23 protein-coding genes, 3 tRNA genes and 1 pseudogene are annotated in these 22037 nt (G+C 58.7%); 10 read left to right on the forward strand and 17 right to left on the reverse strand.

The annotated features are described in order from the left end of the window. Positions 1 to 136: 136 nt before the first annotated feature. The 4 genes from NV64_RS06605 to NV64_RS06620 form a co-directional block, all read right to left on the reverse strand. On the reverse strand, positions 137 to 1513 hold the full coding sequence (locus NV64_RS06605) for an efflux transporter outer membrane subunit (RefSeq protein ID WP_101505585.1): 1377 nt from the start codon (positions 1511 to 1513) through the stop codon (positions 137 to 139). Then, positions 1510 to 2742, reverse strand: coding sequence for an HlyD family secretion protein (locus tag NV64_RS06610; protein ID WP_082502349.1), 1233 nt, complete (start codon positions 2740 to 2742; stop codon positions 1510 to 1512). The genes NV64_RS06605 and NV64_RS06610 overlap by 4 nt, the downstream gene beginning before the upstream one ends. Then, positions 2739 to 4379 (reverse strand): MFS transporter, encoded by a 1641-nt coding sequence (locus NV64_RS06615; protein ID WP_369814378.1) that lies wholly within the window; start codon positions 4377 to 4379, stop codon positions 2739 to 2741. Before NV64_RS06615 ends, NV64_RS06610 begins: the two co-directional genes overlap by 4 nt. 61 nt (positions 4380 to 4440) lie before the next feature. Beyond that, positions 4441 to 4872, reverse strand: coding sequence for a MarR family winged helix-turn-helix transcriptional regulator (locus tag NV64_RS06620; protein WP_056236671.1), 432 nt, complete (start codon positions 4870 to 4872; stop codon positions 4441 to 4443). Between the two features lie 142 nt (positions 4873 to 5014). On the opposite strand from NV64_RS06620, the gene NV64_RS06625 reads away from it, so the two are divergent. Continuing rightward, entirely contained in the window at positions 5015 to 5485 is a 471-nt protein-coding gene (locus NV64_RS06625) for a GNAT family N-acetyltransferase (RefSeq protein WP_056236673.1), read from the forward strand. A 254-nt stretch (positions 5486 to 5739) separates the two neighbouring features. Here NV64_RS06625 and NV64_RS06630 read toward each other — a convergent pair whose 3' ends face one another. Both NV64_RS06630 and NV64_RS06635 read right to left on the reverse strand, forming a co-directional pair. Continuing rightward, positions 5740 to 5994, reverse strand: coding sequence for a hypothetical protein (locus tag NV64_RS06630; RefSeq protein WP_056236675.1), 255 nt, complete (start codon positions 5992 to 5994; stop codon positions 5740 to 5742). A 216-nt stretch (positions 5995 to 6210) separates the two neighbouring features. Further along, complete coding sequence (locus NV64_RS06635; protein WP_101505586.1) at positions 6211 to 7812, reverse strand: D-alanyl-D-alanine carboxypeptidase family protein; 1602 nt, start codon at positions 7810 to 7812, stop codon at positions 6211 to 6213. Between the two features lie 118 nt (positions 7813 to 7930). On the opposite strand from NV64_RS06635, the pseudogene NV64_RS23920 reads away from it, so the two are divergent. After that, positions 7931 to 8081: pseudogene (locus NV64_RS23920) on the forward strand (integrase); the annotation flags it as partial. Positions 8082 to 8196: 115 nt separating this feature from the next. Here NV64_RS23920 and NV64_RS06645 read toward each other — a convergent pair. The 6 genes from NV64_RS06645 to uvrY form a co-directional block, all read right to left on the reverse strand. Then, positions 8197 to 8282: transfer RNA gene (locus tag NV64_RS06645), tRNA-Leu, on the reverse strand. Between the two features lie 12 nt (positions 8283 to 8294). Then, positions 8295 to 8368: transfer RNA gene (locus tag NV64_RS06650), tRNA-Cys, on the reverse strand. Positions 8369 to 8411: 43 nt separating this feature from the next. Further along, positions 8412 to 8487: transfer RNA gene (locus NV64_RS06655), tRNA-Gly, on the reverse strand. A gap of 155 nt (positions 8488 to 8642) precedes the next feature. Beyond that, complete coding sequence (pgsA, locus tag NV64_RS06660; RefSeq protein ID WP_101505587.1) at positions 8643 to 9191, reverse strand: CDP-diacylglycerol--glycerol-3-phosphate 3-phosphatidyltransferase; 549 nt, start codon at positions 9189 to 9191, stop codon at positions 8643 to 8645. 71 nt (positions 9192 to 9262) lie between these two features. Next, a complete protein-coding gene (gene uvrC, locus NV64_RS06665) occupies positions 9263 to 11095 on the reverse strand; it encodes an excinuclease ABC subunit UvrC (protein WP_056236770.1) in 1833 nt (610 codons plus the stop codon). 7 nt (positions 11096 to 11102) lie between these two features. Further along, positions 11103 to 11747, reverse strand: coding sequence for a UvrY/SirA/GacA family response regulator transcription factor (uvrY, locus tag NV64_RS06670; protein WP_056236772.1), 645 nt, complete (start codon positions 11745 to 11747; stop codon positions 11103 to 11105). Between the two features lie 505 nt (positions 11748 to 12252). On the opposite strand from uvrY, the gene NV64_RS06675 reads away from it, so the two are divergent. Both NV64_RS06675 and NV64_RS06680 read left to right on the forward strand, forming a co-directional pair. Beyond that, positions 12253 to 12477 carry a DUF2594 family protein gene (locus NV64_RS06675; RefSeq protein ID WP_056236774.1) on the forward strand — a complete coding sequence of 75 codons (225 nt, stop codon included), beginning with the start codon at positions 12253 to 12255 and terminating at the stop codon, positions 12475 to 12477. Between the two features lie 64 nt (positions 12478 to 12541). Continuing rightward, positions 12542 to 12880, forward strand: coding sequence for a GlpM family protein (locus NV64_RS06680; RefSeq protein ID WP_056236776.1), 339 nt, complete (start codon positions 12542 to 12544; stop codon positions 12878 to 12880). Between the two features lie 2 nt (positions 12881 to 12882). On the opposite strand, the gene NV64_RS06685 is transcribed toward NV64_RS06680, so the two are convergent. From NV64_RS06685 to NV64_RS06700, 4 genes are all read right to left on the reverse strand, one after another. Next, a complete protein-coding gene (locus NV64_RS06685; RefSeq protein ID WP_056236778.1) occupies positions 12883 to 13509 on the reverse strand; it encodes an acyl-homoserine-lactone synthase in 627 nt (208 codons plus the stop codon). 129 nt (positions 13510 to 13638) lie between these two features. Beyond that, positions 13639 to 14361, reverse strand: coding sequence for a transcriptional regulator SdiA (gene sdiA, locus NV64_RS06690; protein ID WP_056236780.1), 723 nt, complete (start codon positions 14359 to 14361; stop codon positions 13639 to 13641). Then, positions 14361 to 14576 carry a hypothetical protein gene (locus NV64_RS06695; protein ID WP_101505588.1) on the reverse strand — a complete coding sequence of 72 codons (216 nt, stop codon included), beginning with the start codon at positions 14574 to 14576 and terminating at the stop codon, positions 14361 to 14363. The genes sdiA and NV64_RS06695 overlap by 1 nt, the downstream gene beginning before the upstream one ends. Before the next feature lie 329 nt (positions 14577 to 14905). After that, positions 14906 to 15598, reverse strand: a complete 693-nt coding sequence (locus tag NV64_RS06700; RefSeq protein ID WP_056236783.1) for an extensin family protein — start codon at positions 15596 to 15598, stop codon at positions 14906 to 14908. A 281-nt stretch (positions 15599 to 15879) separates the two neighbouring features. Here NV64_RS06700 and cycA point away from each other — a divergent pair, with 281 nt between their 5' ends. Further along, a complete protein-coding gene (cycA, locus tag NV64_RS06705; RefSeq protein WP_056236785.1) occupies positions 15880 to 17274 on the forward strand; it encodes a D-serine/D-alanine/glycine transporter in 1395 nt (464 codons plus the stop codon). Positions 17275 to 17308: 34 nt separating this feature from the next. Here cycA and rutR read toward each other — a convergent pair whose 3' ends face one another. Then, complete coding sequence (rutR, locus tag NV64_RS06710) at positions 17309 to 17956, reverse strand: HTH-type transcriptional regulator RutR (protein ID WP_056236787.1); 648 nt, start codon at positions 17954 to 17956, stop codon at positions 17309 to 17311. Between the two features lie 433 nt (positions 17957 to 18389). On the opposite strand from rutR, the gene rutA reads away from it, so the two are divergent. From rutA to rutF, 5 genes are read left to right on the forward strand one after another with little or no spacing between them, the layout of a single operon-like run. Continuing rightward, complete coding sequence (gene rutA / locus NV64_RS06715) at positions 18390 to 19481, forward strand: pyrimidine utilization protein A (RefSeq protein WP_056236789.1); 1092 nt, start codon at positions 18390 to 18392, stop codon at positions 19479 to 19481. Then, positions 19481 to 20233, forward strand: coding sequence for a pyrimidine utilization protein B (rutB, locus tag NV64_RS06720; protein WP_056236790.1), 753 nt, complete (start codon positions 19481 to 19483; stop codon positions 20231 to 20233). The genes rutA and rutB overlap by 1 nt, the downstream gene beginning before the upstream one ends. A gap of 13 nt (positions 20234 to 20246) precedes the next feature. Next, entirely contained in the window at positions 20247 to 20633 is a 387-nt protein-coding gene (rutC, locus tag NV64_RS06725; RefSeq protein ID WP_056236792.1) for a pyrimidine utilization protein C, read from the forward strand. A gap of 11 nt (positions 20634 to 20644) precedes the next feature. Further along, positions 20645 to 21463 (forward strand): pyrimidine utilization protein D, encoded by an 819-nt coding sequence (rutD, locus tag NV64_RS06730; RefSeq protein WP_101505589.1) that lies wholly within the window; start codon positions 20645 to 20647, stop codon positions 21461 to 21463. Positions 21464 to 21472: 9 nt separating this feature from the next. Next, positions 21473 to 22003, forward strand: a complete 531-nt coding sequence (gene rutF, locus NV64_RS06735; protein WP_056236796.1) for an NADH-dependent FMN reductase RutF — start codon at positions 21473 to 21475, stop codon at positions 22001 to 22003. Positions 22004 to 22037: the final 34 nt, after the last annotated feature.

Below are 22037 nucleotides of genomic sequence, written 5' to 3' on the forward strand. Positions count from 1 at the left end.
TAAAGTTTTTCACATTATTCTGATTAATTATTGCTACGGGCAACAGTCTATCATCCGCCACCCGTTGATGAGAAGAGCCGCTGGACAGTTTAAGATCGTTAAACTAGTGCCTGCGGGATTGCCTCATGCTACAGGCTCACGGCTGCCAGCCGCCACCCAGCGCACGATAGAGGTCGACCTGCGCCAGCAGCAGGTTGTTCTTCGCCTGCACCACGCTGAGCTGAGTAGAGAACAGAGTGCGCTGTGCATCCAGCTGATCGAGGTAAGATGCGTAACCGTTCTGGTAGCGGTTGGTGGCGATACGTAGCGCCTCGCTAACCACCTGCTGCTGATTCTGCAGCTCCTGCAGCTGTTCGCCGTAGCGCTGGATGGCGTCCAGGTCGTCATTGACCTCGCTGAACGCGCTGCGCACCACCTTCTCATAGTTGTACAGCGCCTGATTGCGGCCGGCCATTGAGACATCGACCTGCGCGGTCAGCGCCTCGCGGTTCAGTAACGGGGCCAGCACGCTGCCGCCGATGCTCCACAGGCGGAACGGATTATCCACCAGCTGGTGCAGTACGGAATTCTGCAGCGTGCCGCTGGCGGTCAGGTTCAGCGACGGCAGCAGGCTGGCGCGCGATGACTGCAGCGTGGCGTCGACCGCCAGCAGCTGGCGCTCCGCCTGCACAATATCCGGCCGCCGCTGCAGCAGCTGCGACGGCATTACCGCCGGCAACGTCTGCGGCACCAGCCGGTCAAAATCACGGCTGCGGGCAATCTGCCGCGGATTCATCCCTACCAGCACGCTCAGCGCGTTCTCCTGCTGCGCAATCTGATGCTGCAGCAGCGGCACCTGCGCTTTGGCGGTCTGATATTCAGATTCAGATTGCACCCACTCCAGCTTTGAGGTGTAACCGCTGGCGAACTGGCGCTGTGCCAGCTTCAGCGAGTCCTGACGCGAGGCCAGCGTAGCGTCGGTGACCTGCAGCTGCCGGTCGAGCGACAGCAGGGTCATATAACCGGAGGCCACCGAACTGGCGATGGTCAGTTCGGCCGCCGCGGCCGCGGCCTGTTGCGCGGCCAGCGTGGCGCTGGCGGCATCAATGCTGCTGCTGCGCGCGCCCCACAGGTCGACGTTATAGTTAGCCTGCAGCAGCCCCTGAAATACCGTGGACTGCACCGGCTGCCCGGTCGCCGCCGAGATCGTGCGCGCCCGGGTGGCCGCTACCCCGGCGTCCAGGGTCGGAAAGTTATCCCCCTCCGCCCCGCGCAGCCGGGCGCGGTACTCATCCACCCGCGAACGGGCGGTGAGAATATCCGGGTTATTGCGCAGCGCCTGCTCCACCAGCCGGTTAAGGTCGGGATCGTTAAACGCCCGCCACCAGTTAGCTTCCGGCGCAGCGGCCGGGCCGGCCTGGTTGCGCCACTGTTCGGGGATCGGCAGCGAAGACGGAGCCTGCTCAACGTGGGTGGCACAGCCGCTCAGCAACGCGGCCAGCAGCAGCGCCGCGCCGGTATGACGGCGGATCATGGCTGGCCCCCAGCCGCGCCACGGTCATCTGCCGGTGGCACAATCCGCCCCGTCGCGTTCCCCTTACCATCGTCTTCAGTGGTGGTGGTCATGCCCGCGCCGGCTGACGCGCCCGGAGCCGCGCTGCGGTCCGACACACTCCCCTGCTGCGTTTCATCCGGCTCTGCTCCGGTATCAATACTCACCTCCACCGACATGCCGGGGCGCAGCCGTTCCGTATTACCGCCGGTAATGCGGATACGGACCGGGATACGCTGGGCGATTTTGACGAAGTTACCGGTGGCGTTGTCCGGCGAAATCGCGCTGAACTCCGACCCGGCCGCCGGCGAGATAAACTCCACCTCGCCGCTGAAACGCTCGCCGTTCAGCCCGTCCACGCGGAAGGTTGCCGGCAGGCCTGGGCGGATGCGCGCCATCTGCGTCTCTTTCAGATTGGCGATCACCCATTTTTGTTCAGGCACCACCGAGGTCAGGCGGGTACCGGCGCTGACGTAGGCCCCAAGCCGTACCGACATCTGCCCCAGCTGCCCGGACGCCGGTGCGACGATCTGCGTGTTGGCCAGATCGATTTTTGCCAGCTCCAGCGCCGCCTGGGCGCTGGTGACGTCGGCCGCCAGCGAGGCGCGGTTCACGATAGCGGTTTGCAGATCCTGCTTTGACACGTCCAGCGTCGCCTGGGCCTGCTGCACGTCCGCACGGGTCTGCGCGTTGCTGGCGCGGGCCGCGTCGCGTTCACGCACCGACAGCGAACCGTCGGCGGCAAGGCTCTCCACCCGCTTCAGATCCAGCCCCCCCTTCAACGCCTGGGCGCGGGCGTTCTGCAGCGCGGCCTCGTTGCGGGCGATCACCGCCTGCGCGCTGCGCTGCTGCTGCTGGTTATTCGCCAGCGCCGCCACCTTCATCTCCAGCGCCGCCTGCGCCTGGTGGACCTTCTGCCGGTAGATGCGGTCATCAATGGTCATCAACAGCTGCCCCTGCTGCACCGGCTGCAGATCCACCACCCTGACCGCGGTGATATAGCCGCTGACCTGCGGGCTGATAAAGGTCACCTGCCCGCGCACGTAGGCGTTTTCGGTCGACTGCATCTGGCTGGTAAACGGCGGCAGCTTCCAGGCGTAGAGGATCACCAGCACCCCGACCAGCGCAATGCCGGCACCGAGGGTAATTGATAAGATCCGCAGCTTGTTATTTCTCTGGCGTTCAGCAAACTGCTGTTCCTGTTGGCTCATGCTTTCCCCGTCCCCGGTATTGTTGTTGTTTGTTGCATCGCTAAGCGCTCGGCTTCCGCCTCACGTTTAGCCTGCTGCCAGCTGAGGTAACGCAGACGGCCAATGCGCCAGGTCACCCACAGTAAGGTGACGCCGGCCATCGCCGCCGTCAGCAAATAGACGTCGTTATAGGCCAGCACGTTGGCCTGTAACGTGGCCACCGTCTGCAGCTGGCTGGTACTCTGCGCACCGAGCAGCACGCCGTCGCCCAGCTGGCTGGCAAACAGGCTGTTGTACTGCGCCAGCCGTTCGGTGACGTTAGGGTCCAGCAGCGACAGCTGGTCGGCCAGCAGGCTGGAGTGGTACTTCTCACGCCAGGTCTGGAAGGTGCCGAGCAGCGCCGAGCCCATCAGCCCGCCGATGTTCTGGCTCATGCCGAACAGCACCACAAAGCTGACCAGATTTTTCGGCTGGGTGACCACGCCACCAATGCCTAAGAGCATGGCCGGAGCGATAAAGAAGGCGGTGCTGAACCCAAGCAGGAACTGGCTGAACAGCATATTGTCTGCGCGGGTCAGCGGGTTGGACTGCGCGTCCATCAGCGACGCGACCATCACAATCCCCAGCGACAGGACGATCGGCCAGTTAAGGTGTCTGGGGTTGATGGTCAGCGCGCTGACCACGATGCCGCTCGCCACACCGGCCAGAATCGCCAGCGCCAGCCCCTGCATCTGATCGTTGAGCAGCCCGACCTGCTGCAGATAACCGATCGCCCCGGTGTTCTGCTCGGCCAGCATCATCCGCAGCAGGATCATCACGATACCGAGACGCACGATCGCCCCGGTCCCCAGCCAGCGGGTGTTGATCAGCGGATTGCTGCGGTTGTGCTCCACCACCACCGCGGCAATCACCAGCACCAGCCCCAGCGCCAGGCAGACGCCCAGCCACGGCGTGCTGGTCCACCATTCGATGCGCCCCAGCGACAGTACGGCACAGAACAGCGCCATGCCGGGTGCCAGCAGGAAGAAGGTGAGAAAATCTTTCTTTTCAAAAACCTTGGTTCGTTCACCCGGCGGCAGCTTGAGGATCAGTACCGCCCCCAGCGACAGCAGCGCCAGGCCCAGTTCGAGCAGATACAGCCCGCGCCACTCGTCCAGCTGCAATAGCTCGCTGGAGAACAGCCGCGCCAGCGGGATCGCCAGCTGCGACGCGCCGATACCGATCGCCAGCGCCTTCAGCCGGTGCTTCGCCGGCCACGCCTGCACCTGGTAATAGATGCCCAGCGAACTGAGCGCGGCCCCAACCATGCCGTGCGCGGCGCGTACGATAATTGCCGAGCTGAGATCGTTGACCAGCAGATGAAAGAACGCCACCAGCACGTAGAGCACCAGGAAGGCTTCGGTGAACACCCGCAGCCCGAACTGCTGGCGGAACTTAACCAGTAACAGGTTGATCGAAATATTGCCCATTACGTACACGGCCGGCAGCCAGGCGATCTCATTGCTGTACGCGCCAAACACCCCCTGCAGGTTGGTGAGATTGGCGGTGACCAGCGCGTTGCTCAGCGCGCCGGTGATTGAAATCAGCAGGCCGACGATGCCAAAAGCGAGCCGTTTGTGCGTGGGGTGTTGCGGGGTTGAGGGGGAACCAGGCAGCATCGGCTTTTCGCCGGGCGCCCACTCCCGTGGCGCATAAGGGTTGGTTTTCACACGCGACACATTACTTACCTTCCGTCGCCACCAGCAGCTGTTGCAGCACCCGCTCAGTGATCCGCAGCTCGCCAGGATCGATATCTGCCAGCAGCTCGCTGCGCAGCGCATCAGCCTGGATTTTCAGATCCCTGTACAGTTCATCCCCCAGTGGGGTAACGTGGAGCAGGCGCTTGCGGCGATCTTCCGCCGGCTGCACACGCTCCACCAGCTGCTGTTTTACCAGCCGGTCGATCAGTGGCACCACGCTTGCATCTTCCAGGCCAAGCGCCTGCGCCAGCGCCTTCTGGGTGATTGGCGTCTCCTGGATCGCAATGGTGGCCACGGCCATCCAGCTGCTCATGCTCAGGCCGTTATCTTTGACCCGGCGATCCACCGCCTGGCGCCAGGCATGAGCGGTAAGATGCAGCAGGCGGGAAAAGTTAAGTTCCTGCGTATTCAATGTTTAGGCACCTAATGATTAGAGATCTAACTAAATGGCCCTGCAATTATAACCGTGCGCGGTTAAACAAGGGAAGAGCTAAGAAAAAGTTTAGATAATTCTGAACCACAGCGCCACGTGGTGGATAAACAAAGGAAAAAAAATGTCATCAAGCGCAATTATACCCCTCAGACAACAGCCTCAGCGTGCGGAGGAGATCGCGCATTTTCTCTTCCAGGAGTGGCACCAGCTGGATAACTGGGCCGATCCTCTCGAGGTGGCTGAACGTCTGCATCAGCGTAATCTGCCGGGCAGCGTCGGCTTTACCCTGCTTGCCCTTAGCGACAGCGGTGAGCTGAGCGGTACGGCCAGCGTCATTGAATATGAACTGAGCGATAACCCCGCCCGCCGCTACTGGCTTGGCGAAGTATTTACCCTGGCCGAGTGGCGCGGCCAGGGGATCGGCTCACGGCTGGTCAACGCCTGCATCGCCCACGCGCGGCAACAGGGGGTGGCAGAGTTATGGCTGTATACGCCGGATCGGCAGGCACTGTATAGACGTCTGGGCTGGCGCGAAGTCGAGCAGCGCGAGGTCAACGGAGAGTGGGTGTCGGTGATGGTGCGGGCACTGTAGTTCCCGGGCAGGCTGTATCAGCCGCGATCTTCAGGCGTAATCCGCAAGCAGTTAATTTTGAAATGGATGCTGCGCTAACGATGATTGCCGGGCTGACGCGATAGCCGTCATTATTCAGGAGGCTGCATTGGCGCTGATTGCCGGGGGTAATGCGATAACACCATTGTTCTGCGGCAGCGCTGACTTAGGGTGAGTGCAGAAGCCGTAATAGCCGGATACGCCTGCGGCAGGCGTATCCGTCTGAGGCCGCATCGTTACGCGGCTTTGTTCACTTCAATTTCGATATCACTGATGATCGATTCAATCTCATCATGCAGCTTGCCCTGGGCATTCAGCAGCTTATCGATCTTGTCCGCCAGGTCCTTATCTTTGTACTCGCCGGTATCGAAAGCCAGCCATTGAGAAGACAGGGTCTCCGCATTATTCTGCGCGTAGTGACGGATCTCCTTCAGCTGAGAAAGAACGTCATGGAGGTACTGCTCTTTAGTTTTGTTTTCAACTTCTGACATGCCTGTTTCCTTCTGTTGGCGTTGGAAGGAATAAGCTTAGCTGGGGAAATCTGAACTTCATTAAGAATATTCGCAAACGCGCTTCCGGCTGGTGACCGGAGATACCGGGGGCTTGCCACCAGACCATTTCAAATGATTTGGTGCAATGAAAAACCATATTATGATAAGTGATGAAATTTATAATAAACAGGTGATCCCGCACCGGCACGCGCAGAATTAGTCGTACTGCGCCTTTATCGCCGCCAGCATCGCTGCACAATCGGTAGCCCGGTCCTGTTTCGCGCTGGCCGCCAGCGCGATGACCACTAATCGCTGATGGTCCGGCATATGCGCCAGACAGAACAGGTTAAACAGGGGGGTCAGCGTGCCGGTTTTGCCGCCGATCACCGTCGGGTCTGAAAACAGCAGATCGTTGGTGTTAATAATATATTCCAGCCGCGGCGCGTTCCCCGAGACCTTAATAGCGTGAGTCTGGGTTCGCCAGCTCTGCATAATCAGAGGATATTGCGTTGCCGCCGCGACCATTTTCAGAACATCAAGCGCGCTGGCGCTGTTTCTCCCCAGCCCGGAGGGCGTGGTAAAACGCGCCGAGTGCATCCCCAGCGCCTGCGCCCTGCTGTTCATCTGTGCCACCCAGCGGCTGACCGCCTGCGGGACGCTGTAACCGCTCTGCCCTTCTGCCGTCAGCAGTTTGCCGCCATAAATCCGCGCAACCATATTCGCCGTCACGTTGGACGAGGGCAACATCAGGTTGTAAACCGCATCCCGCAGGCAGAGCGTATCCCCTTCGGCCAGGTTAGCGCCCGATCCGGTGGCGGGATCGCAGGAAAGCCGGGTAAGTTTCTCGCTATATTCCGGCTGGCCGTCAAGTAACACGATGGCCGTCATGATTTTAGTCAGCGAAGCCAGCGGGTGAATCGCGTTTTCGCCATCAGCGATTAATACCTTTTCCGGATTTATGCTGCCGTCATGGTTAATTATCGCGGCAACACGCGCCTGTGAGGTGGTCACCGATACCTGACTGACCGGATGAAGCGCACGCGGATTGTATTTTTCGGGCCGGCCAGCCGGCGAAGAAGCGCCACCCGGTTTATACCCCGCCGCAAGCCAGGCCTGAATCTTCGCTATAACCGGCTCTGCCGGTAGCGGGCTGGTCGCCACTATCCGCCCTAACAGCAGCGGGCTGGACGGCACCTGGCGGCCAACGGTGCCAAACAGGGTAAAAGGCGTGGCAGGGATTGCGCTAAGCGTAAACGTATCGATCTCTCTGCCATCGACGATCAACCGTGAGGCATCAGGCTGTGCGCTGAGAACCAGCTGCACCCGGTGCCAGACGCCGGGCGATACCGCCACCGGTTGCGGCATCCCCCCTGCCCCTTTTCCCCCTGAAGCACCGGCAATAAACACGCCAAGCAGCGTCGGGAGGTGGGCCAGTGCGACACCGTTGAAGGCACCGTTCTGCACGATTTGCAGGCGAGCGACGGCCCCGGTAGCCTGCTGCCAGATAACACGCTGCATCGTGGCCGGATCAAGGTAGCGATAGCTGAAGCTGAGCAAAGAGTCGGGTTGCGACACCAGCGGAGCCGATCCGGTCAGCCCTTGCCCCCCGGCGCTTTTTCCCGCCAGCGCGACAGCGCCGTCGCTTTCCAGCAACTGCACATCGCAGCATAAGGCATTGCTGAGGGTAACCTTGCCACACAGGCTGTGGAGTCCGATCAGGGGAGACCCGGCTAACGGAGGCTCGGCATATTCCGGCCGGGTAAAATCAAATGCCGTAAACTCCCCTGACGGGAACAGGCTGGCGATTTCATCTGTCATGGCAGGTACCTGCCACCTCGTAGCGATAGGTTTTCAACGAGAGATGACTGTAGCACAGGCAGCAGTTAACAGGTTAAAGGGTTATCTCATTAACGATAAGTCGAGCGCCTCATCGGGTACTCATCACGATCTGAAAGCAAAGGGCATATCAGACCTGTCCGGCAGACTGGCAGACTATTTTCGTTCACAAAAATATTGAGCAGACCGCACGCTATGACAGGAGGATTGTGGTGGCTCCGGTGGTCGGCGGACATAAGAAAGCTGAATAATATTAGGTAGGAGTATTATGAAAGGACCCGCAGAAACAAAAAAACCGCCTTTAAGGGGCGGTTACGACATCATTCAACTGCTTGTTTTTATTCGTTTTAATCGGTAGTGCGAAGATGGTGCCCAGAGTGGGACTTGAACCCACACAGCCATAAGCCGAGGGATTTTAAATCCCTTGTGTCTACCGATTTCACCATCTGGGCATGGGAATAAATTGGAGGCGCGTCCCGGAGTCGAACCGAGGTAGACGGATTTGCAATCCGTAGCATGGCCACTCTGCCAACGCGCCTTAATTCTGCTGTCATCAGAGAAATTTCTCTGCTGAACTAATCTGGAGCGGGAAACGAGACTCGAACTCGCGACCCCGACCTTGGCAAGGTCGTGCTCTACCAACTGAGCTATTCCCGCTTAGCTTTCAACGTCTTACTTGCTGACGTTGACTGCTGCTTTCGTCTGGCAAACCGTGCTGCCTTTCGATGCGTTGCATTCTACTGAGATAGCGAACTGAGTCAATAAAATAATCCTTACTTTGCATCTGTTTGCTGCTTTTTGAACCGCTTAGATCATCCTTCGAACAGATCGCCGCGCGCGGCGCTTAAATATTGATACATCGACCAGAAGGTCAGCACCGCCGCGATGTACAACGCCACCACGCCAACACCCTCAATCAGCGGATTTGGCCGCCACAGCAGCGCAAACAGCGCCAGCATCTGCGCGGTGGTTTTGACCTTGCCAATCCACGACACCGCCACGCTGCTGCGTTTGCCGATTTCAGCCATCCACTCGCGTAGCGCAGAAATAAAGATCTCACGGGCGATCATCGTTGCCGCCGGCAGGGTGATCCACCAGGAGTGGAAGTACTCCGCTACCAGCACCAGCGCGATGGCCACCATCACCTTATCGGCAACCGGATCGAGGAACGCGCCGAAGCGGGTGGTCTGTTTCCAGCGGCGCGCCAGGAAGCCGTCAAACCAGTCGGTGATCGCGGCCACGATAAAGATCAGCGCACAGAGCAGCGGAGCCCATTGAAATGGCAGGTAAAATGCCAGCACAAAGAATGGGATCAACACTACGCGAAACAGGGTAAGCAGGGTCGGAATATTTAGTGGCATAATTACGCTAACTGTTTGGACAGAGTCGAATTTGTTTCTATGTTCCTACATTGCACCGGGTGTTGCAATGCTTAGTGTTTCAGCGCATAGAAGATTTTTTCGGCCAGTGCCTGAGAAATTCCCGGGACCTTCGCTATCTCCTCCACCGAGGCATTCGTCAACGGTTGCAGGCCCCCCATATACTTAAGCAGCATCTGCCGACGTTTAGGACCAATCCCTTCAATGGTCTCCAGCGAGCTGGTGTTCTTCACTTTTGCCCGTTTGTTGCGGTGGCCGGTAATTGCATGATTGTGAGAGTCGTCACGAATATGCTGCAGCACGTGCAGGGCCGGCGAGTCCGGCGGCAGCGAGAACCCCTCCCCTTCCGGTTCGAGGAACAGCGTTTCCAGCCCGGCTTTACGATCGGTGCCTTTGGCGATGCCCAGCAGCAGCGGATGGTGTTTGTCCCACTCCACCTCCAGCCCGGCGAACACCTCTTTCGCCTGGGCCAGCTGCCCTTTACCGCCGTCGATCAGTACCACGTCGGGGATTTTGCCCGGCTCCAGCGCTTTACCGTAGCGGCGGCGCAGCACCTGATTCATTGCCGCGTAGTCATCGCCTGGGGTAATACCGTTGATGTTGTAGCGGCGATATTCGCTGCGCAGCGGGCCGTTGGCGTCAAACACCACGCAGGAGGCGATAGTCTGCTCGCCCATGGTGTGGCTGATATCGAAACACTCCATCCGTTTAATCGGCGGCAGTTTCAGCGTTTGCGCCAGCGCTTCCAGCCGCTGATGAATAGTAGAGTGCTGCGCCAGCCGGGTCACCAGCGCGGTGGCGGCGTTGGTGCGCGCCAGCTTCAGGTAACGCGCGCGGTCGCCGCGCGGTTTGTTCTGAATCGTCACCCGTCGTCCGGCCAGTTCGGTCAGCGAATCGGCCAGCAGCTCTTTTTCTGGCAGGGTGAAATCCAGCAGGATATCGCTGGGTAGCGTACGCGCCTGGCTGCCCTGCAGGTAGAACTGCCCAACGAAGGTCTGTACCACTTCCGCCAGTTCGGTGCCGCCTGGCACCCTGGGGAAGTAGCTGCGGCTCCCCAGCACCTTGCCCTGACGAATAAACAGCACGTGCAGGCAGGCCATCCCGGACTCGAACGCCACGCCAATCACGTCAAGATCATCGCCCTGGTTGGAGACAAACTGCTTCTCGGTGACCCGACGCACCGCCTGAATCTGATCCCGCAGCCGCGCGGCCTCTTCAAAACGCAGCCCCTGCGCCGCCTGTTCCATGCGGGCAACCAGCTGGTTAAGCACCTGATCGTCTTTACCCGAGAGGAACAGCCGCACGTAGTTGATCTGCTGTGCGTACTCCTCTTCACTGACCAGTCCGGCTACGCAGGGGCCCAGGCAGCGGCCAATCTGATACTGCAGGCAGGGGCGTGTGCGGTTACGGTAAACGCTGTTTTCACACTGGCGCACCGGGAACACCTTCTGCAGCAGTGACAGCGTCTCCCGTACGGCGTAGCCGTTAGGGAACGGGCCGAAGTACTCGCCTTTGGCATGTTTAGCGCCGCGATGGCTGGCCAGCCGCGGATGCGCGTCACCGCTGAGAAAGATATAGGGATAGGACTTATCGTCACGCAGCAGCACGTTGTAGCGTGGCTGGTAGAGCTTGATGTAGTTATGCTCGAGCAGCAGCGCTTCCGTCTCGGTATGGGTGACCGTAACGTCAATCTGACGGATCAGGGCCACCAGCGCTTCGGTTTTACGGCTGGCGAGATTGTCACGGAAATAGCTGGAAAGACGCTTTTTCAGGTCTTTTGCTTTTCCGACGTAGATTACCGTTTCCTCGGCATCATACATCCGGTACACGCCCGGCTGGCTGGTGACGGTTTTCAGGAACGTTTTAGCATCAAACACATCACTCACTACTGATTTACGGCTCCGTACTGTACAGACCATGACGAATGGCCAGGTGGGTCAACTCGACGTCACCGCTGATGTTCAGCTTGCTGAACATGCGGTAGCGATAGCTGTTAACCGTTTTCGGGCTAAGACTGAGCTGTTCGGAAATTTCCGTCACTTTCTGCCCTTTGGTGATCATTAGCATAATCTGCAATTCGCGTTCCGACAAACAGCTGAACGGCGAGGCCGCCTTTTGCGGCTCAATCTGGCTAAGCGCCATCTGCTGCGCAATATCTGAGGCGATGTAACGCTGCCCCGCATTCACTGAACGAATAGCGCTGACCACTTCCTGCGGCGCGGCACCTTTACTCAGGTACCCGGCGGCCCCGGCCTGCATCACTTTTGCCGGCAACGGGTTCTCAGTATGGATGGTCAGCATGATGATTTTGCTGTCCGGCGTGTAGCGGATTATCTTGCGCGTCGCTTCCAGCCCGCCAATCCCGGGCATGTTCATATCCATCAGCACCACGTCAACGTTGTTAGCGCGGCACCACTTGACGGCATCTTCACCGCAGTTGGCTTCACCGACTACCTGGATACCTTTAATATCCTCAAGGATACGACGAATCCCAGCGCGTACCAGTTCATGGTCATCAACGAGAAAAACGCTTATCAAACGGAACTCCCTAAATGGCTGAGGCAGGTAACGATTAGTCACACAGGCAGGCTGATTATGTTACTCCTTTTCCGGCGACGAAAGAACAGAAATAATAGCCACATTAAGGCAAACGTTTATTTAACAGACATGAAAAAAAGTAATAATAATAATTATCCCTTTCCAGAAATCTTTTTTAGCTACCATAAAAAACTCAGTAAAGCGCCGACAAACAGAATCAATAAAAACTATACTAATCAATTAGATAATTATTAATCCATGAGTTTTTATTATGCGTAACGGCAATAACATGCTCAGCTTTTGCGCAATTTTTGCATTTTTAGTCACATCATTCAGTGGCGACAGGCAGGCAGGTAAACGCCAGATTCTCCACGCCAGGCATCCTGAAGCAGGCCAACACGTCACGCGATTTTTTTCCTGCAGAGTATGGTATGCTTTTAACACTTTCAGGCAGACGGCCGCGCGGCCAGAAACCTGTTTTTCTTTATGATTTTCAGGAGCGATTATGAGTCAGATTGATTTTTCAACCAGCGATGATGCTAAAACCCTGGCCCACGAAGTCACCTGTCTGAAGCAGTTAGTGACCCTGATGCTGAAATCGATTGGCCAGGCTGATGCGGGTAAGGTGATCATTAATATGGAACGCTACATCGCCCAGCTGGAAGACGCCGAGCAGGCTGAAGTGCTGGGCAATACGGTGAAACAGATTAAAGTCGCCTTCCGCCAGTAACGCTGCCTCAGATACCGTGCTGAATGGCACGGTATCTGCCTTCCCTTACCTGACGAAGATCATCATGGGTTTACTGATTAAAGCCGCCGTCGGCGCGCTGGTGGTGGTGCTGATTGGCATTCTGGCCCGTACCCGCCACTACTACATTGCCGGACTGATCCCGCTGTTTCCGACTTTTGCCCTGATCGCCCACTATATCGTTGCCAGCGAGCGCGGCATTGAGGCACTGCGTGCCACGCTGATTTTCGGCATGTGGGCCGTTCTTCCCTATCTGGCGTACCTGATTTCGCTGTGGTATTTCGTGGCGCTGATGCGGCTTCCCTGGGCGCTGCTCGCCGCCGTTTGCTGCTGGTGCGTGGCAGCCTGGCTGCTGATTACCTTATGGTCGAGGTGGCAGGGATAACCTCACTGCACCTGCTGCCCCCAGTTGGCGGAAACGCCAAGGGTCGGCAGCACCTCTTCCGGCCTGAAGCGTCGGGCGCCGTGGAATTTTTCCGCCAGATGCGGCTGCTCCACCGGAATTTTTACCGCAAAAAGGTTGTCTTCAGACTGAATAATGCCCGGCGGCAGAGGATCGAACTGCACGCGCTGCGCGTCGAACAGATTTTCGAGCAGGGGGGTGGCCGCGCTGAACAGCAGATCGATGCCGGACTGGCTGGCTAACTGTACAGCATGCCAGAGGATAGTTAACGGCAGCTCCGCATCGATCTCCATACGCGCGGAGAAGCGGGACATCTCCCAGACCCGCTGCCCTTCGGCAAGAGGGTGTTCTCCCGGTGCGAGGATGCGGTGACGGTCAGGATCCTGCCACGGCATCAGCCGCGCACAGCCGCAGATGCCGTGCTGGGCTGACCAGGCAATCAGCCACACCACTTCGGAGCGATCGTAGCGATCGAATTCCTGGCCCGGCGTACTGAGGCGGGAGGGAATTGACCAGCCCTGGCCGCTGGCAAAAACGCTGTAGCGGTAACTTCCCAGTTCGGCCAGTAACGATGAGGGCATATCCCTCAGTCTGGTCTGAATAATTTTCATCTCTGCTCCCCTGTCGCTTTCGCTCATGTATTCCGTTTAAACGGTTCGCGCAGGGTTGCTACCCCTGTCGCAGGGTAGACAACCGATTGGTAATACGAAACTACTAAAGTTAGTAGTTGCAACTTCATTTCATATTAATCCGATAGCTGCGGCGTAAGATGCAATTTGCGTTTTGTTCGGTGCATTCAATCGTTTTTGCATGTTTTTCTGATGAAAATTAACCGTATTCAACGAAATACTGAGGATCAGAGATATTTCCATCGACGTTTTCCCCTCAGCCGTCCATTTAAGAATCTCCAGCTCTCTTTTACTCAGCTCCAGTTTTGTCGATGACATGGAAATATCGTTCAGTCGGATTAATGCCGTTAAAAACAGATCCAGCAAATACCTGAGTTTAAGCTCCAGCTCGGTGGTCAGCACGACCTCTCTTTTGCTGCTCGCCGACGAGAATGACAATATACCGATGGCCCTGTTTTTTGCCATCGCGGACGCCGAAACGCCCGCATAAATGCCGTGTTGCCTGGCCGCCTCAAACACGCGTGAATTGCTGTCCGGGAGAGTCTCATCCCATACCCACAGCTCGCCGGGCTGATGACAAATTTTTAACACCGGATCCTGATCATAAAACGCGTGCAACAAATAATAGTCCAGCCACGCCTGCGGATAATTGGTGTAAAGAAACGTTTTGGGCCGGGTAAATGGCACCGGTTGCCGAATATACAGCGCGTAAAAATCGAATTCCATCTCGCGCATTTGCTGCTCTGTTACGCGGGTAATCTGAGCAACGTCAGCGCCCTGACCGAAGGCTGAATACGCTTCGTTTCGCCAACTGAAATAGTTCTCAGCAGTCATCAATGCCTCAATGGAGCCAGGAACATCCTCGCCCGGTTTGCCACCACCGCCGGGGAACCGCCCACACCGCTAATGGCAAGAAAATTAATTTTAAAGATGAATTTTAACGCCGGGCAATCAATTACAGACAGAAGATGATCTTTTTCCTCTGCCTGATTCAGATCGGTAATCAATGAACCCTCAATTAAGGAATGAATAATACCTGAGGTTATCATTACTCCTTGTATCATCCGCGTTCACTCACGTCAGCAATAACAGAACAGAGATACTGATAAATCACCTATAACAAGAATAGGATTTTTCCTACTACTATTCAATAATTTTGACCCGCTTACGTGCAGTTTTAAGTCCAGGTTTGTTACTGCAAATTTATCATAAATGGCATTTTATGCGCCCAACCCCCTTCACTCGATGATTTAATACAATGATAAGTAAGAACTTTACTTTAAAATGCGAAAAGTTTGGTTTTTTGAAGATTGATAAGCCAGCCTGAATAACGGACTTTAGCGGCAGCGCCCACGCCGCACGCTGGTCCGGCCATTGACTAGCGGCACAGATTAAAACCCCGCATGCCTAAATGAAAGTGATTAGCATGCGCAGCGTTGTACTCCGGCCCGAGCGCATTACCAAACCAGACGCACCCTTCACTGAACACCTGCCTCAGCCAGCGCCCCTCGGGGGTCTCCCGCGGCCATTCGCGCAACACGTCGATGCGCTGGCCGTTTGCCAGCCGGAACCCGCTCAGGTCCCACGCGTCAGCGCTGGCGTGTTCGCTGAGCCGCCCCTGTGCCCGATGGTAAATGTTGCGGCAGGCGTAGCTGCCAAGATGCTCGATCCGCACCAGCGGTGACCCCAGTTCGCTGAGAGCTCGCGGCCGCAGCGTCTGGCTGACCAGCATGGTGCTGCTGACCGCCAGCGGGCAGCTGCTGAGAAAACTGCCGCTGAGCCGCACGTCACCGAAACCGGTGATGCGCAGCGGATCGTCCAGTGGACAGTTGCCCGCGGAACGGCCAGGCCGGCTGTAACTGACCAGTCCGGCTTCGCGGGCCCTCGCCATCACGTCCATACAGGCCGCATCGCTGCTTAGCCTTTGCAGTTTATAACGCGTAACCAGCGTCGGAGGATCGCTGACCGACAGCGGAGCGAACGGGTTCCACCACGGCGGCAGCTGCGGCCAGAGTATAGCGGCCCCCCCTGCCAGGGCGGCCAGTAAGGTCAGCGTAACGAGCCAGCGCATCGCTCCTCCGGCACATCAGAAGACCGGCCAGCGCCGGATTTATGTTCATATACAGGCATCGATTCCAGTTTAGCTCCATTTTTTGCGCTTTCCGGCGCTTTTTTACGTTAAGCTCCAAAGCCGTGGTAACGGACCAGGCTTTCGCAGTCGCCGTCACTATTGCTAAAAAGAATTAGTCAGTAACGACTTAAGTACATTATGTTATGTCACTTATGTCTGGCATCGTCAGATCAAGGAAAAGCCAACAGAGCTTACTCGTTATTACAGGACAGGAACCCGTTATGGTAAACCAACTCAAAGAGGCCGCGCCCTCTGAAGACGCGCCGGTGGAACTCCGGCGTAGTCTGCATAACCGTCATATTCAGCTGATCGCCATCGGCGGTGCTATCGGCACCGGCCTGTTTATGGGATCGGGCAAAACCATCAGCCTTGCCGGTCCGTCGATCGTCTTCGTCTATATGATCATCGGCTTTATGCTGTTTTTCGTCATGCGTGCGATGGGCGAGCTGCTGCTCTCTAACCTCGAATATAAGTCATTCAGCGACTTCGCCGCCGATCTGCTTGGCCCGTGGGCCGGCTACTTTACCGGCTGGACCTACTGGTTCTGCTGGGTGGTGACCGGCATCGCCGACGTGGTAGCGATCAGCTCCTACTTCCAGCTGTGGTTCCCCGGGTTCCAGGTGTGGATGAGCGCCCTGCTGTGTATTGTGGTGTTCGTGTCGCTGAATATCGCCACGGTGAAGCTGTTTGGTGAGATGGAGTTCTGGTTCGCGATTATCAAAATCGTCGCCATCGTCGCGCTGATCGCGACCGGCATTGTGCTGGTGGCCATGCACTACCCTTCACCGGGCGGCGGCCATGCGGCGCTGAGCAATATCTGGGATCACGGCGGTATGTTCCCGAAAGGGCTGAGCGGCTTCTTTGCCGGCTTCCAGATCGCGGTGTTTGCCTTTGTGGGTATCGAACTGGTGGGAACGGCGGCGGCTGAAACTCACAACCCGCGCGTGGTGCTGCCGCGCGCGATAAACGCCATTCCGCTGCGCATCATTATGTTTTACGTGCTGGCGCTGCTGGTGATCATGGCGGTAACGCCGTGGAACCAGGTGGTGGCGGATCGCAGCCCGTTTGTGGAGATGTTTGTGCTGATTGGCCTTCCGGCCGCGGCCAGCATCGTTAATTTTGTGGTGCTGACCTCGGCGGCGTCATCAGCTAACAGCGGTATCTTCTCTACCAGCCGTATGCTGTATGGCCTGTCGCAGCAGGGCGTGGCGCATCGCCGTTTTGGCATGCTGTCCCGCCGTGCGGTTCCCACCGCCGGGCTGTTCTTCTCCTGCTTCTGCCTGCTGGGTGGGGTAGCGCTGATCTACCTGATCCCGAACGTGATGACGGTCTTTACCCTGGTGACCACCGTGTCGGCGATTCTGTTTATGTTCGTCTGGACCATCATCCTCTGCTCGTATCTGGCGTACCGTAAAAAGCATCCGCAGCGTCACGCTGAGTCTGCCTATAAGATGCCGCTGGGTAAGCTGATGTGCTGGGTGTGCATGGCGTTCTTCGCCTTTGTCATCGTGCTGCTGACGCTGGAGGATGATACCCGCCAGGCGCTGATGGTCACGCCGCTGTGGTTCCTGCTGCTGGCCGTTGGCTGGTTTATGCGCAACCGTAAAAAAGCCTGATAGCTCAGGGAGGCCGGCATCTGCCGGCCTCTGATTACCGTACCCGAATCCCTTCGATCACCATCCGCTGCACGTTTTCCACCGTCTGCGCAAAAAAGTCCTCATCCGCCAGCGTTTTGCCGGTCACCGCTTCCACCTGGCTGGCAAAGTCGGCGTAGTGCTGGGTGGTTGCCCACAGCATAAAGATCAGATGGTGCGGTTCGACCGCCGCCAGTTTGCCCTGCCCCACCCAGGTTTCAATCACCTGCGCTTTATCTTCCACCAGATGACGTAAATCGCCGGCCAGCTCAGCCTTCAGCAGCGGTGCGCCCTGCAGCATCTCCAGGCAGAACAGCCGGGACGCCTGCGGATGATCGCGCGAGACTTCCAGCTTGAGGCGGATATAGTCACGAATCGCTTCCAGCGGCTGCTGGTCGGCTCGCAGCGCGCGCAGCGGTGCCAGCCAGACGTCGAGCAGGTCTTTCAGAACCGCAATGTAGAGCGCTTCTTTCGAGGGAAAGTAGTAAAGAAGATTGGTCTTAGAGACGTCGGCACGCTCTGCAACCTTATCGAGGCTGGTGCCGTGGATGCCAAAACGGGAAAAAAACTCCAGCGCGGCGGCGAGGATCGCCGTGCGTTTGGCGGCTACCGCACGGGAACGGCGCGTGGCCGTTTTTGTCGGAACATTATCAACAGAATTCACCGTAACTCCTTTTTCCACGGGACTCGCGGAATCATAGCAAATCGCCCGGCGCACTCCTACCCCGCTCGACGGTTCGCTGCAGCCACTCGACGCGGCGCGCTGCCCCACCGGTTCCTCTGCCGGCCGATCCGCTTTTCCTGTTCACCCATGTGCTGCTTATAAGCGAGCCGCGCCTGCTTCCCGGTTCCCGTCCGCACTGCACTTTTAGCGGGCAGCCTGCCTGCTGGTTGTGCAGCCATTTTTGACCAAATGGTCTGTTACAGACCATTCACTCCATTCACCGAAATCAGTAACAGATTAACTGCATGATCTGATTGTACTTTTAAATAGTGGCACGGCCTTTGCAATCTTTCTCACGAGCGCCGCGATCGGGGAGTGCAGGAAGCAACGCAGCGCCGGGATAACATCACACACTTAAACCAAGGGGTTTCGTATGAAAATGGGCGTCTTTATCCCGATCGGCAATAACGGCTGGCTGATCTCCCGTAATGCACCGCAGTACATGCCGACCTTCGAGCTGAACAAGGCGATCGTGCAGCGGGCAGAGCACTACAACTTCGATTTTGCGCTGTCGATGATCAAGCTGCGCGGCTTCGGCGGCGAAACCGAGTTCTGGGACCATAACCTGGAGTCGTTCACGCTGATGGCCGGCCTGGCGGCGGTGACCTCGCGCATTGAGATCTACGCCACCGCCGCTACCCTGACCCTGCCGCCGGCGATCGTCGCCCGCATGGCATCGACCATTGACTCCATCTCCGGCGGCCGCTTCGGCGTCAATCTGGTGACCGGCTGGCAAAAACCGGAATATGACCAGATGGGGCTGTGGCCCGGCGATGAGTACTTCTCGCGCCGCTATGACTACCTGACCGAATATGTCAGCGTGCTGCGCGATCTGTGGGGCACCGGCAAATCGGATTTAAAAGGTGAGTTCTTCACCATGAACGACTGCCGCCTGAGCCCGCAGCCGCAAAAGCCGATGAAGGTGGTATGTGCGGCGCAGAGCGACGCCGGCATGGCCTTCTCCGCCCGCCACGCGGACTACAACTTCTGCTTCGGCAAAGGGGTGAACACGCCGACCGCCTTTGCGCCGACCACTCTGCGGATGAAGCAGGCCGCCGATGCCGCTGGCCGTAACGTCGGCTCCTACGTGCTGTTTATGATTATCAGCGATGAAACCGACGAAGCCGCCCGCGCGAAGTGGGAGCATTACAAAGCCGGTGCCGATGAGCAGGCGCTCTCCTGGCTGACCACCCAGAGCCAGCAGGACCAGCGCTCCGGCAGCGACACCAACGTGCGGCAGATGGCCGACCCGACCTCGGCGGTCAATATCAATATGGGCACGCTGGTCGGATCTTACGCCAGCGTGGCGCGGATGCTGGACGAGGTGGCCACCGTGGAGGGCACCGAAGGCATTTTGCTGACCTTTGACGATTTCCTGCAGGGCATTGAGAACTTTGGTCAGCGCATCCAGCCGCTGATGCGCTGCAGAACAGACGCGATTGATGCCGCACAGGAGGTGGCCTGATGAACCCGAAACAGCCTGTAGTGTGCACCACCGCCAGCCAGCACAATGCCGTGACCCTGCCGGCACGCCCGGAGCCGATCCGGTTCCCGCCGGAGCAGACCGCGCTGATCGTGGTGGATATGCAGAACGCCTACGCCAGCGCGGGCGGTTATCTCGACCTGGCCGGTTTTGACGTTTCGGCCACCCGGCCGGTGATCGAGCAGATTAAGGTGGCGGTCGCCGCCGCCCGCGCCGCCGGCCTGCAGATCATCTGGCTGCAGAACGGCTGGGATGAACAGTATGTCGAAGCGGGCGGCCCCGGCTCCCCCAACTGGCATAAGTCCAACGCGCTGAAAACCATGCGCCGCCAGCCGGAACTGCAGGGCACGCTGCTGGCCAAAGGCGGCTGGGACTATCAGCTGGTCGATCAGCTGACGCCGGGCCCCGGCGACATTGTGCTGCCTAAACCGCGCTACAGCGGCTTCTTTAACACCGCGCTCGACAGCATGCTGCGCAGCCGCGGCATCCGTCACCTGGTGCTGACCGGGATTGCCACCAACGTCTGCGTCGAGTCGACGCTGCGCGACGGCTTCTTCCTCGAGTACTTCGGCATCGTGCTGGAGGATGCCACCCACCAGGCGGGGCCGGCGTTTGCCCAGCAGGCCGCGCTGTTTAATATCGAAACCTTTTTCGGCTGGGTGTCTGACGTCAGCAGCTTCTGCAGCGCGCTGCAGGCAGAACCCATCCCGGCGGCGCAGGCCACCGCCCTTTAACCGGAGCACGCTCATGCCTAAAACGATTATCACCCCGCCGGGCACCGGCGTGCCGATTGCACCGTTCGTCCCCGGTACGCTGGCAGACGGCGTGGTCTATGTATCAGGAACGCTGCCGTTCGATAAGGACAACAACGTGGTGCATGTCGGCGATGCGGCGGCGCAGACCCGCCACGTGCTGGAGACGATTAAAAGCGTGATCGAAACCGCCGGCGGCACGCTGGAGGACGTCACCTTTAACTCGATTTTCCTCACCGACTGGCAGCACTATGCGGCGATCAACGCGGTGTATGCCGACTACTTTCCGGGGGAGAAGCCGGCCCGCTACTGCATTCAGTGTGGCCTGGTGAAGCCCGACGCGCTGGTGGAAATCGCCAGCGTGGCGCACATCGGTCGTTAAGGAGGCTGCGCATGCACATAACCCTTTCCGGCCGTGACGACGCGGCCGCCACTACGCTGGTGTTGTCCGCAGGGCTGGGCGGGCTGGGCAGTTTCTGGCTGCCGCAGCTGGACGCGCTGCGCGCGCGCTATCGCGTGGTGAGCTACGACCAGCGCGGCACCGGGCGCAGCGCCGATAGCCTGCCGGCCGGCTACAGCATGCAGCAGATGGCCGATGAGCTGATCGCGGCGCTGGATGCGCAGGGTATCGATAAATTTGTGCTGGTCGGCCACGCGCTCGGCGGCCTGATCGGCCTGCAGCTGGCGCTGGATCATCCGCAGCGCCTGCTCGGGCTGGTGGTGGTCAACGGCTGGCTGCAGCTGGACGCCCACACCCGCCGCTGCTTCCGCGTGCGCCAGGATCTGCTGCTGAACAGCGGCGTCGAGGCCTTCGTGCGCGCCCAGCCGCTGTTCCTTTACCCGGCGGACTGGCTTTCCCGGCATCAGGCGCGCATTGAAGCCGAGGACAGCCTGCATATCGCCCATTTTCAGGGCACGGATAACCTGCTGAAACGCCTGCAGGCGCTGATGGCCTGCGATTTCAGCGCCAGCGCCGCGCAGATCGCCCTGCCGGTGCTGCTGCTCTGCTCACGCGACGATCTGCTGGTGCCCTGGACCTGCTCTGAACAGCTGCAGGCGGCCCTGCCAGACGCTACCCTGCAGCTGATGGACTGGGGCGGCCACGCGATGAGCGTGACCGACGGCCCGGCGTTTAACCGCTTATTGCTGAACTGGCTGGAGAGCACGCCATTCTCCACGCCCCACCGTCACCCCACTCCCGTTACCGGGTAAGGAACCGCAATGTCCCTGGCCACACTGAATCCCTCCCCTTCCGCCGCCGTGGAACGGCAGCAGTTTCGTAACGCGATGGCGCAGCTGGCGGCAGCGGTCAACATCATTACCACCGATGGCCCGGCCGGCCGCGCCGGCTTTACCGCCTCGGCGGTGTGCAGCGTCACCGATACGCCACCCACGCTGCTGGTGTGTCTGAACCGTTCGTCGTCGGTGTGGGAGACCTTTACCCGCAACGGCCGCCTCTGCGTCAATACCCTGGCCGACGGGCATCAGCCGCTGTCGAACCTTTTCGGCGGCAAAACGCCGATGGCGGAACGCTTTAACGCCGCCAGCTGGACGACGCTGGCCACCGGATCGCCGGTGCTCAGCGGCGCGGTGGCATCGTTTGACTGCACGCTGATCCGCACCATCAGCGTCGGCACCCACGACATTCTTATCTGCGAAGCGCAGGCGCTGATCTGCAACGACCAGGCCCACGGCCTGATCTACTACGACCGTAATTATCACCCGTTGCAGCGCAGCGCCAGTTTACCGTAACGCCGCGGGCAGGGTTTCCCTGCCGCGGGCTACC

This window comes from Erwinia sp. B116 (assembly GCF_002865965.1).
GTDB lineage: Bacteria > Pseudomonadota > Gammaproteobacteria > Enterobacterales > Enterobacteriaceae > Erwinia.

What these genes read in the sequence shown, in the direction of transcription:
- NV64_RS06605 (WP_101505585.1), bottom strand. Translation starts at nt 1,513, where the DNA reads ATGATCCGCCGTCATACCGGCGCGGCGCTGCTGCTGGCCGCGTTGCTG.
- NV64_RS06610 (WP_082502349.1), bottom strand. Translation starts at nt 2,742, where the DNA reads ATGAGCCAACAGGAACAGCAGTTTGCTGAACGCCAGAGAAATAACAAG.
- NV64_RS06615 (WP_369814378.1), bottom strand. Translation starts at nt 4,379, where the DNA reads ATGCTGCCTGGTTCCCCCTCAACCCCGCAACACCCCACGCACAAACGG.
- NV64_RS06625 (WP_056236673.1), top strand. Translation starts at nt 5,015, where the DNA reads ATGTCATCAAGCGCAATTATACCCCTCAGACAACAGCCTCAGCGTGCG.
- NV64_RS06630 (WP_056236675.1), bottom strand. Translation starts at nt 5,994, where the DNA reads ATGTCAGAAGTTGAAAACAAAACTAAAGAGCAGTACCTCCATGACGTT.
- NV64_RS06635 (WP_101505586.1), bottom strand. Translation starts at nt 7,812, where the DNA reads ATGACAGATGAAATCGCCAGCCTGTTCCCGTCAGGGGAGTTTACGGCA.
- pgsA (WP_101505587.1), bottom strand. Translation starts at nt 9,191, where the DNA reads ATGCCACTAAATATTCCGACCCTGCTTACCCTGTTTCGCGTAGTGTTG.
- NV64_RS06675 (WP_056236774.1), top strand. Translation starts at nt 12,253, where the DNA reads ATGAGTCAGATTGATTTTTCAACCAGCGATGATGCTAAAACCCTGGCC.
- NV64_RS06680 (WP_056236776.1), top strand. Translation starts at nt 12,542, where the DNA reads ATGGGTTTACTGATTAAAGCCGCCGTCGGCGCGCTGGTGGTGGTGCTG.
- NV64_RS06685 (WP_056236778.1), bottom strand. Translation starts at nt 13,509, where the DNA reads ATGAAAATTATTCAGACCAGACTGAGGGATATGCCCTCATCGTTACTG.
- sdiA (WP_056236780.1), bottom strand. Translation starts at nt 14,361, where the DNA reads ATGACTGCTGAGAACTATTTCAGTTGGCGAAACGAAGCGTATTCAGCC.
- NV64_RS06695 (WP_101505588.1), bottom strand. Translation starts at nt 14,576, where the DNA reads ATGATAACCTCAGGTATTATTCATTCCTTAATTGAGGGTTCATTGATT.
- NV64_RS06700 (WP_056236783.1), bottom strand. Translation starts at nt 15,598, where the DNA reads ATGCGCTGGCTCGTTACGCTGACCTTACTGGCCGCCCTGGCAGGGGGG.
- cycA (WP_056236785.1), top strand. Translation starts at nt 15,880, where the DNA reads ATGGTAAACCAACTCAAAGAGGCCGCGCCCTCTGAAGACGCGCCGGTG.
- rutA (WP_056236789.1), top strand. Translation starts at nt 18,390, where the DNA reads ATGAAAATGGGCGTCTTTATCCCGATCGGCAATAACGGCTGGCTGATC.
- rutB (WP_056236790.1), top strand. Translation starts at nt 19,481, where the DNA reads ATGAACCCGAAACAGCCTGTAGTGTGCACCACCGCCAGCCAGCACAAT.
- rutC (WP_056236792.1), top strand. Translation starts at nt 20,247, where the DNA reads ATGCCTAAAACGATTATCACCCCGCCGGGCACCGGCGTGCCGATTGCA.
- rutD (WP_101505589.1), top strand. Translation starts at nt 20,645, where the DNA reads ATGCACATAACCCTTTCCGGCCGTGACGACGCGGCCGCCACTACGCTG.
- rutF (WP_056236796.1), top strand. Translation starts at nt 21,473, where the DNA reads ATGTCCCTGGCCACACTGAATCCCTCCCCTTCCGCCGCCGTGGAACGG.